This window comes from Pandoraea sp., assembly GCF_004297875.1.
In the GTDB taxonomy this organism is placed as follows: domain Bacteria; phylum Pseudomonadota; class Gammaproteobacteria; order Burkholderiales; family Burkholderiaceae; genus Pandoraea.
On the sequence record NZ_SCSK01000059.1, the window covers coordinates 1 to 8,637 of the forward strand.

Annotated in this window: 10 protein-coding genes and 2 pseudogenes; 8 read left to right on the top strand and 4 right to left on the bottom strand. The window is 60.1% G+C overall.

The genetic code is table 11. The features are described from left to right. The 4 genes and pseudogenes from EPN80_RS17030 to EPN80_RS17045 all read right to left on the bottom strand — a co-directional run. Window positions 1-216: pseudogene (locus EPN80_RS17030) on the bottom strand (hypothetical protein); the annotation flags it as partial. A gap of 121 nt (window positions 217-337) precedes the next feature. Then, complete coding sequence (locus EPN80_RS17035) at window positions 338-1,168, bottom strand: haloacid dehalogenase type II (RefSeq protein ID WP_293029991.1); 831 nt, start codon at window positions 1,166-1,168, stop codon at window positions 338-340. Beyond that, the gene (locus EPN80_RS17040) at window positions 1,134-1,712 is read right to left on the bottom strand and encodes a carboxymuconolactone decarboxylase family protein (protein ID WP_293029993.1); all 579 of its coding nucleotides are present in this window, start codon (window positions 1,710-1,712) and stop codon (window positions 1,134-1,136) included. Before EPN80_RS17040 ends, EPN80_RS17035 begins: the two co-directional genes overlap by 35 nt. Before the next feature lie 78 nt (window positions 1,713-1,790). After that, complete coding sequence (locus EPN80_RS17045) at window positions 1,791-2,468, bottom strand: TetR/AcrR family transcriptional regulator (protein WP_293029996.1); 678 nt, start codon at window positions 2,466-2,468, stop codon at window positions 1,791-1,793. 106 nt (window positions 2,469-2,574) lie between these two features. Here EPN80_RS17045 and EPN80_RS17050 point away from each other — a divergent pair, with 106 nt between their 5' ends. The 8 genes and pseudogenes from EPN80_RS17050 to EPN80_RS17085 all read left to right on the top strand — a co-directional run. Then, window positions 2,575-3,807: an HPP family protein gene (locus EPN80_RS17050; RefSeq protein ID WP_293029999.1), complete on the top strand. Its 1,233-nt coding sequence runs from the start codon at window positions 2,575-2,577 to the stop codon at window positions 3,805-3,807. Next, complete coding sequence (locus EPN80_RS17055; protein ID WP_293030002.1) at window positions 3,804-4,583, top strand: sterol desaturase family protein; 780 nt, start codon at window positions 3,804-3,806, stop codon at window positions 4,581-4,583. The genes EPN80_RS17050 and EPN80_RS17055 overlap by 4 nt, the downstream gene beginning before the upstream one ends. A 34-nt stretch (window positions 4,584-4,617) precedes the next feature. Then, on the top strand, window positions 4,618-4,974 hold the full coding sequence (locus EPN80_RS17060; RefSeq protein ID WP_293030005.1) for a DUF2282 domain-containing protein: 357 nt from the start codon (window positions 4,618-4,620) through the stop codon (window positions 4,972-4,974). 12 nt (window positions 4,975-4,986) lie between these two features. Beyond that, window positions 4,987-5,859, top strand: a complete 873-nt coding sequence (locus EPN80_RS17065) for a DUF692 domain-containing protein (protein ID WP_293030008.1) — start codon at window positions 4,987-4,989, stop codon at window positions 5,857-5,859. Then, on the top strand, window positions 5,834-6,610 hold the full coding sequence (locus EPN80_RS17070; RefSeq protein ID WP_293030011.1) for a DNA-binding domain-containing protein: 777 nt from the start codon (window positions 5,834-5,836) through the stop codon (window positions 6,608-6,610). Before EPN80_RS17065 ends, EPN80_RS17070 begins: the two co-directional genes overlap by 26 nt. A 27-nt stretch (window positions 6,611-6,637) precedes the next feature. Continuing rightward, window positions 6,638-7,153, top strand: coding sequence for a DoxX family protein (locus EPN80_RS17075; RefSeq protein ID WP_293030014.1), 516 nt, complete (start codon window positions 6,638-6,640; stop codon window positions 7,151-7,153). Beyond that, entirely contained in the window at window positions 7,143-7,652 is a 510-nt protein-coding gene (locus tag EPN80_RS17080) for a sigma-70 family RNA polymerase sigma factor (RefSeq protein WP_293030017.1), read from the top strand. Before EPN80_RS17075 ends, EPN80_RS17080 begins: the two co-directional genes overlap by 11 nt. A gap of 53 nt (window positions 7,653-7,705) precedes the next feature. Further along, window positions 7,706-8,518: pseudogene (locus tag EPN80_RS17085) on the top strand (LysR family transcriptional regulator); the annotation flags it as partial. Window positions 8,519-8,637: the final 119 nt, after the last annotated feature.

An 8,637-nucleotide genomic window follows, 5' to 3' on the forward strand; every position in this document is an offset into this window, starting at 1 on the left:
ATTGCGATAACCGGCCGCATGCCTGATGCCCTGCGGCCCCATGGCGGCCGGCGCGCCCGGCGCGCGCACGAACACTTGCGGATCGAGCGGCTTCGGTTGGTGCGTCTCGCGCGAAAAAAAGGCCGCATGCGTCTCGAACCGCAGCGTGGTGACAGGCTGAGCGAGGCTGGTGCCGAAGCAAGCCGCGCTGGCCATAACAAACGCAGCAGTCGGCATGCTAAGCGTTCGAGTCAACCCGGAAAACAATTTCGACATGGATAAGCCTCAGAAAAATAACCAGAAAATTTCGACCGATCAGATCAATTCGGGCGTAGGAAAAATCTCGTGCGCCGGCAGCTTACTGTGTAGCGTCGACCGGCTGTAGTGCGTGCAACAGGTCTGTCAGTGTACTGCCGATTCGCCATGGAATGCTGTCCAATTGTTCGACTGGATCGCATCGGCGGTTGACCCAGAACGCACGAAACCCGAACCAGCCAGCACCGCTGACATCCCATCCATTGGACGATACGAAAGTGATGCGGTTGGCGGGCAACCCGACGGCGTCACAGGCTAACTGGTAGACCTGCGGATCGGGTTTGAATTTCTTGATCGGATCGACGCTCAGCACATGATTGAAGAGCTCATCCATGCCGGCGCTATGCACGGCCGCCTCTAGCATCGGCTGCGTTCCATTCGACAAAATGACCAACTTGGCACCCAACTGCCTGAGCGATCGGAGCACGGCAAGATTCTCAGGGAAGGCGGCCAAATGCAGATAAGCGCCCATCAGGCGATCGTGTGCCTCGGCCGTCAGAGGCAAAGACAGTTTCTCGGCGGCGTAGCGCAGTGCGCTTGCGGTGATTGTCGAGAAATCCTCATAACGGTCGCCGGCGGTGCGCAAGAAGCAATATTCGAGTTGCTTGGCCCGCCATATCTGCGATAGTTGTGCACCCTGACCGGGAAAGACCTGCTCGGCCAGCTCGGCGACCGAGTACACGTCGAACAACGTTCCGTAAGCGTCGAAAACAATGACGCAGTCATCCAATGCATTCATTTCATTCTCCAGAATCTGCCAGCTACGAGGCGGCTGGGTCGTGCGCCCGAAGATGGTTCGACCCAGCCGCCTCATGGCATAAATTCGATTTTTCCGGGGTTCAGCGCGTTTGAGGCTGCCAAGCGTGACCGGCAAATCGGGAGTCGACTTCGGTGTGGAATACGTGATTGCTGTAGTTACTGATCGTTTTAACCGCCATGGCCAGAATGATTTCGAGAACCTGCCGCTCGCTGTAACCCACCGCGGTGAAAGCCCGCACGTCATCCGGGGTCGGCCGGCCGCGGGACTCAACCATCACCCGCGTGAAGGCTGACAGCGCCCGGAGTTTAGGATCTTCGATCGGCTTATCGTCGCGCAGCGCGGCGATTGCCTGCGCCGGCGTCTTGGATGCAACTTCCGCAATCATGCTGTGCGCCGCCATGCAATAGGTGCACTCATTGAGACGGCTAATCGTCAGAAAGACGACCTCCTGCTCGGCCGGGGTAAAGTCGGATTCTTTGCGAAACAGGTTGTAGCCGAACAAATAGGTTTCCAGCAGGCCCGGGCTGTTCGACATATTGGCGTACATGTTAGGAATCATGCCGGTTTGCTTCATGGCGATATCCAGCACCTCTTTGGTTCTGCCTTGTGCGGTGTCGAGCGAATGGGGCGCCAGCTCAAGTTTTGCAACGTTTTTCATATCAAAGAGCTCCTTGGGAGTGAATAGCCGCTGATCGCGACAAATTTAGACCAATCAGTCCAAAAAAGACCAAAAAAATTACTGCCCCGCAGCCAAGCCAAGCAGCAAACCATCAATAAAGGGGCGCAGGGCAGCGGGGCGAAACCCGGCTTTCGCCATCGCCCTGAGTCCGGCGATGCCGGTAATCAAGGAGATAGCGGTTTGCTGCGGATCAAGGTGCGCGCCAACTTCGCCACGCGCTTGTGCCGCGCGGATGAATGCCGCAAAAACCCGCGCCATTTTCTCCAAACCATGTTGCACTGCCGCGGCGACCTCTGCGTCATGAGGCGCGACCTCGATCGCGGAATTCACCAGCAGACAACCTTTGCCGCCGTCATTGCTGCTCGCGATGGCATTCAACAGTCCGCGCAACGTATCGAGCGCCGGCCCTTCTTCCAGGGCGGCCGCCAACTGGGCGGCACGCTCGTCGGCGTAGTGAGACAGCGCCGCCAAAAATAACTGGTGCTTGCTGCCAAAAGTATTGTAGAGAGACGATTTCGCCAAACCCATCTCGGCGATGAGGTCGTTCGTCGATACCGCGTGGTAGCCGCTATGCCAAATCGCTTCGATCGCCGCAGCAAGGGCTTCCGGTTTGTCGAATTCTATTGAACGTGCCATGATCCCCTCTTTCTGGACCGATCGTATCATAATTGCGTCTTGCGTGAGATCAGTCCTCGATACCTCTATGTCGAAAATAATGAGCAAGACAAAAGCCATACGAGCGGGCATTACGCCAGTGCGCTACTGATTATGACAAAAAAATCGTAAAGTCCGCGCCGGCGTATCGTCTAACGCGGCAATCGCCCTCCATTCTCACAACGCAATGATCAACCTTCTAATTTGGGGAGAAATGGCCTCGCTGGCATTTCTCGGCGGTGTCGCACAAACCGCGCTCGTGACGACGGTGCCGTATATGCTTTTTCCCGAGCTGGCGGCATTGGCCTACGATGTTTTCACACGGCCGCGGGGTCTCTGGGCGCGCTCGCCCGTCATGCTGGTGCTCACCCCGTCCCTGGCGGCAGCCGTCGGCACCCTGGTCACCCGTAACATGCCGTATGACCTGGCGTCGATGGCCCTCTGCGTGGTGGGGGCAATGCTCATCATCCGGCTGCTGCGCTCACCAGTGGCACCCGCCATTTCCGCTGCGTTCCTGCCGCTCGCGCTGAACGTTCCCAGTTGGTGGTATCCGGTGTCGATTGCCGCCAGCACAGGCACGCTCGCCACGCTGTCGATCGCTTACCGACGCTCACTCGCGGTGCGGCTTGAGCACGCGCCCGACGTTTCGGCCGATGTCATGGACGACGAGATGGAGAGCGCACCCAAACGCTACGTGTGGGTGCCGATATTCGCCGCCTTTCTGGGCCTGACATACACCTTGTCGGTCGTAACCGGGCTCAGACTGATTCTTTTCCCTCCGCTGATCGTGATCGGGTTTGAAATGTTCGCGCATGCGAACATCTGCCCCTGGGCAGGACGGCCATTTGCCCTGCCGCTCGCGTGCACGGTAACCGCAGCCGCAGGCTTGAGCGCCTTCCTGTTTTTCGGTGCCGGGCCCCTGTCAGTCGCCATCGCTATGCTGATTGGCATCTCGATACTGCGCCTGTTGCGCCTGCACATTCCCCCTGCTCTCGCCGTGGGCCTGTTGCCGCAGGTCATGCCGCACGCCGACTGGTGGTTTCCGTTGGCCGTCGCGGCGGGCACGCTGACGCTCACAGCCACCTTTATCGTTTCCCGGCCGCTATTGCTGGACCTCGTCGATCCAACATGGATACGGCCAGACCAGGACCGCGCAAGACGAGTGCAATCGCCCAATAATGCAAACCTTTGTAATGCGCGCGATTTCCGCCCGACTAATCAGAGTAACGAGATCGCTAGTATGCCCTCGACGCGTCGATCAGCAACAATTGCCCACCGAAATTCGGAGGGTAGCACTGCAAAACCGATCAATCGTGAGCGTTGCGATTACTGCCCGGCGTGCAATCGCCCCGAGCAAGGCACTTGCCGCCCAAACATCGGGACGACGAGATGTTGTGAAGACCGAGCCCCCTCATCATGAACGATGCATCTTCACGTCTACCACTGTTCCTAGCGCTGCTGGCGCTGCTGGGCATCGCTGAACGCCTCTGGCCGCGCCATACGGCGGCGCCCCTGCGCCGTCGGCGCTGGCCAGTCAACTTTGGCCTCGGAGCAATCAACGTGCTGTGCCTGCGCCTGCTGTTGCCCTGGCTGGCGGTCGATGCCGCGTTTTGGGCACAGCAAAAAGACGTCGGACTGCTGCATCTGCTGCCCGTTGCCCCGTGGCCGGCCGCGACGATTGCTTTCATAGCGCTGGATTTGACGATCTATACGCAGCATCGGCTGATGCACCGGGTCGGCATGCTATGGCGCTTGCATCGCGTTCATCACACCGATGTCGCGCTCGATGTGAGTTCGGGCGTACGCTTTCATCCGCTGGAAATACTGCTGTCGATGGGGATCAAGATCGGGGCGGTACTGCTGCTCGGGGCGAGTCCGGCGGTCGTGGCAACCTTTGAAATCGTGCTGAGCAGCTTTTCGCTGATGACGCACGCCAATCTGCGCTTGCCGCTCCGGCTCGACACATGGCTGAGGTGGGTGTTCGTGACGCCTGACATGCATCGCATCCATCATTCGATCCGACGCGAGGAACACGATGCCAATTATGGTTTTCACATTTCCTGCTGGGACCGGCTGTTCGGCAGCTATCTGGCGCAGCCACAGCAGACGCAGGAAACCATGCCGCTGGGACTGACGATATTTCGCGACGACGCTGCTCAAAGTCTGCTGAGTTTGTTGATGCAACCGACAAAATAAAAGAATCCTTTTGCCGCGACGGCGGCTCTATGAGGTGCCGGACCTTACCGGCGCCTATCTACTTACGGAGATCGATATGAACAGCACTCAGCTTCTCAAGACCGCCCTGGCCGGCGCCCTGTCGCTAGGCGCAGCCTCGGCCGCCTTGGCGGCGCCGATGCAGATGACGCCCGCCCAAGAAAAAATGCAGCAGGAACGCGTCATGAAGATGGTCAAAGCGGATCACATGCAACTGTGTTACGGGATCAATGCCGCCTACAAAAACGACTGCAAGGCGGTGGGGCACTCCTGCGCCGGGCAGGACAGCAAGGCCCGCGATCCGAATTCGTTTGTGGCGGTGCCGGCCGGCCTGTGCGGAAAGATCGACGGCGGCATCGTGAAATCGATGTAAGGGCAGAGCATCGTGCCGAGCCAAGCTGCGACGATCGTCTCCACGCACCCGATGCCGGTCTCGGCCGGCATCGGCTTGCGCACCCCGCACGTCAATCGTGTGCTGCACGAGCGGCCCCAGGTGCCATGGGTCGAGGTGCACAGTGAAAATTTGTTCACCGCGGGCGGCAGTCTACATGCCTCGCTCGAGCGCATCCGCGAGGACACGCCGCTGAGCCTGCACGGCGTAGGTCTCTCGCTCGGCTCGGCCGATGCCATCGACACCGGCCATCTCAAGCAACTGGCGACGCTGGCACGGCGCTACCAGCCCGCGCTGGTGTCGGAACACCTCTGCTGGGGGGCGGTGGGAGGGCGTTACAGCAACGACCTGCTGCCGCTGCCATTTACCGAGGAGGCGTTGACGCTTCTGGTGTCGCGGATCGGGCAGGTACAGGACACGCTGGGGCGCGAGTTGCTGGTCGAAAACGTCTCGTCCTACCTGCGTTTCCGGGACGACGACTACACCGAATGGGATTTCGTCGCCGAAGTGGTGCGCCGCAGCGGCTGCGGCTTGCTCTGCGACGTCAACAACATTTACGTCAACAGCGTAAACCACGGCTTCGATCCGCGCCGCTACTTGCACGCGCTGCCGCCCGAGCGGGTGCGGGAAATTCACCTGGCCGGCTTCACCCGCAAGGACGAATTCGCGGTGCCGCTGCTGATCGACACGCACAGCCGGCCTATCGACGAAGCGGTGTGGGCGCTGTATGCCGAGGCCATCGAATGCTTCGGGCCGGTGCCCACGCTCATCGAGTGGGACCAGGACATCCCCGAACTGGAGGTGCTGCTGGCCGAAGCAGCCCGCGCCGAGGAGGTGCTCGATGCGGCCCGCATCCGCGCTGCTTGAACTGCAGCTCAGTTTTCTGACCGCGCTCTATGACAGCGGGGAAGCCGGCCCCACGGAGCGGCTGTCCGACAGCGGGCTGGAGCCCGCTGCCCGGCTGCGCATCTATCGCCATAACAGCGAGCAGATCCACCTTGATGCGCTGCGCACGACGTTTCCAGCCGTGCATGCGCTGGTGGGCGATACGTTTTTTGAGCAGACCGCCGCGCGCTATCGCGGCGCACATCCGTCGCGATCCGGCAACCTGCAGGCATTCGGCGAGCACTTTGCTGGGTTTCTGGCGACACAGGCGGACACGCACCGGCTGCCTTATCTCAGTGACGTCGCCCAGTTGGAATGGCGTCGCCAGAACGCAGCCCTGGCCGGCGACGCAGAAGCGCTAAGTCTAGCAACGTTGGGGGCCGCGCTGGCCAACGTGGACGGACCGATGCGGGTGAGCTTTCACCCCAGCATGCAACGGATGGCAAGCCCGCATCCGATACTTACCCTCTGGCAATACGCGATGCGGCCCTCGGCGCAGCGCTTAACGCTACCCGAATCCGGCGAGCACGTAGTGCTCTGGCGTAGCGCTGACGAAGTCGCCATGGCACGCGTCGACGCCGCCAGCTTTGCTTGCATCGACGCCCTGTCATGCGGCGAAATACTGGACGCCGCGCACGCGGCAGCCAGCGCGCAAGATCCGGACTTCGACCTGGCCGCTTGCATCACGAGTCTGGTCCAGGAAGGGCTGGTCACGGCCATCACGCCCGTCTAAGGCGATTATTCAATACGAGAAAATATCATGCGCATGCTCCGCTGCCTGACCTCCTGCTACACCAGCGGCGCCGACTTGGCCACCCGCTGGCTCGGCCCAGTTGCCCTATTGCTGATACGGATCTGGGTCGGGCTCGCCTTCTGGCATGCCGGCGTGGTCAAGTTCGACGACCCTTACGGCACGCATTTCCTGTTCAATACCATGTACCAGGTGCCGTTGCTCTCGCCCGATCTAGCCGCCTTCCTCGGCACATGGATCGAACTGATCACGCCCTGGCTGTTGGGCTTCGGCCTAGCGGGGCGACTGACCGCCATGTTCCTGTTCGTCTACAACATCATTGCGGTGATTTCATACTCGGCCCTGTGGCCGCATGGTTTCTGGAACGGCCTGTTCGGCAGCGACTTCAATGACCACAAGACCTGGGCCATCATGCTGCTCGCGGTGATTGCCTGGGGACCTGGGGCGCTGTCGGTCGATCGGCTGCTGGCGCGGCTGTGGCCGAAAGCATCCCGCTCCGGCGGCGAGGTGCGTCATGCGCCATGACCCCGTCTTGCTGGAGTCCGCGCAACAGGGCGACCTCGCCGCCCTGGAGCAGCTCATGACGCTTTGCCGGCCCAATTTGCGCCGTATCGCTCAGACACAATGCGCCAGCAGCGTCGATCCGGAAGACGCGGTGCAGGAATCGCTGCTGCTGATCTATCAGCGCATCGGCGCTCTACGCACGGTGGCGTCGTTCCCGGCATGGACGTTTTCGATCGTGCGGCGCGAATGCTATCGACTGCTGCGCGCCATGCGTGGGCAGGTCGAGTTACCGGAGCCGGATCATCCGGTTTTCGCCTACACCGACCATTTCGATCTGCGCCTGGATCTGGCGGCGGCTATCCAATCCCTGCCGGAAAAATATCGCCAGGTCATCATCCTGCGAGATTTCGAGGAGTGTTCGATCACGGAGATCGCCGATCAACTACTGTTGACGCGTGAGGCGGTCAAAAGCCGCATCCACCGCGCGCGCCAGATGGTGCAGGAATATTTGAAGGACTGACTAGGGACCTGCGCGAGAGCCTAGGACATGGTGTATTGAATCGGGAGTTGTCCATGGATCATTTGCAGTCGATGCGCGTCTTCGTAAAGGTTGCGGAACTCGGCAACTTCATCAAAGCGGCGGCGGCAATGAATATATCGAGCTCTGTCGTGACCCGACATATCGCTGCGCTAGAGGAGAACCTCGGCACACGGCTCCTGAATCGCACGACCCGGTCGTTGTCGCTGACCGAGTCCGGTCGCATGTACCTGGGGCGCGTAACGCAGATTCTCAACGACCTCGATGACCTGGAAAACGCACTCGTCGCCCGCAATCACGAGCCTGTCGGTACGTTGCGGATCGTTGCCCCAGTCGTATTCGGGTTAGACAGCCTCGCACCGGCGCTTCATTCATACGTTCAGCGTTATCCGAGAGTAGTCCCGAACGTGACGCTCGTCGAACGTGAAATCAATATGATCGAAGAGGGTTTCGACGTAGGTATCGTGATTGGGGAAACCCCGCGCGGTGGCAGCGTTGTGATGCGACGCCTGACACGCGGCTGCATCGCCGTGTGCGCGACACCGGCGTATCTGGAACAACACGATATCCCGCAACGGCCGGAGCATCTCGTCGGGCATCTCTGCCTGTTGCTGCCTGCCGAGCAGTGGGGCGACGCGAGTGTCTTTATTGGACCAAATAACGATTCAATTCGAATTCATCCGACCAACGTGATGGTCGCGAACAATGCTGAAATGCTCCGCCAACTGGCGTTACTTGGCCACGGCATCGCGATTGTACCGAGCTATCTGATCGAACGCGATGTCGCGGATGGACGACTCGTCAGCCTTTTGCCCGATTACTCTATGCCGTGCGTGGATGTCCATATTGAGGGTCGGCCGGGATTCGCAAATTTTTCGCCAAAACATCATTAAGCGGCTGATTTTAAAGCGAAATCAAAGTCTATCGTCGGATCGAGCGGCGGCACCTTCCGCTGGAGGTCGAGCAG

Excerpts from the sequence above, each read along its gene's own strand:
- EPN80_RS17040 (WP_293029993.1), bottom strand. The coding sequence starts at position 1,712 with ATGAAAAACGTTGCAAAACTTGAGCTGGCGCCCCATTCGCTCGACACC.
- EPN80_RS17045 (WP_293029996.1), bottom strand. The coding sequence starts at position 2,468 with ATGGCTTTTGTCTTGCTCATTATTTTCGACATAGAGGTATCGAGGACT.
- EPN80_RS17050 (WP_293029999.1), top strand. The coding sequence starts at position 2,575 with ATGATCAACCTTCTAATTTGGGGAGAAATGGCCTCGCTGGCATTTCTC.
- EPN80_RS17055 (WP_293030002.1), top strand. The coding sequence starts at position 3,804 with ATGAACGATGCATCTTCACGTCTACCACTGTTCCTAGCGCTGCTGGCG.
- EPN80_RS17070 (WP_293030011.1), top strand. The coding sequence starts at position 5,834 with ATGCGGCCCGCATCCGCGCTGCTTGAACTGCAGCTCAGTTTTCTGACC.
- EPN80_RS17075 (WP_293030014.1), top strand. The coding sequence starts at position 6,638 with ATGCGCATGCTCCGCTGCCTGACCTCCTGCTACACCAGCGGCGCCGAC.
- EPN80_RS17080 (WP_293030017.1), top strand. The coding sequence starts at position 7,143 with ATGCGCCATGACCCCGTCTTGCTGGAGTCCGCGCAACAGGGCGACCTC.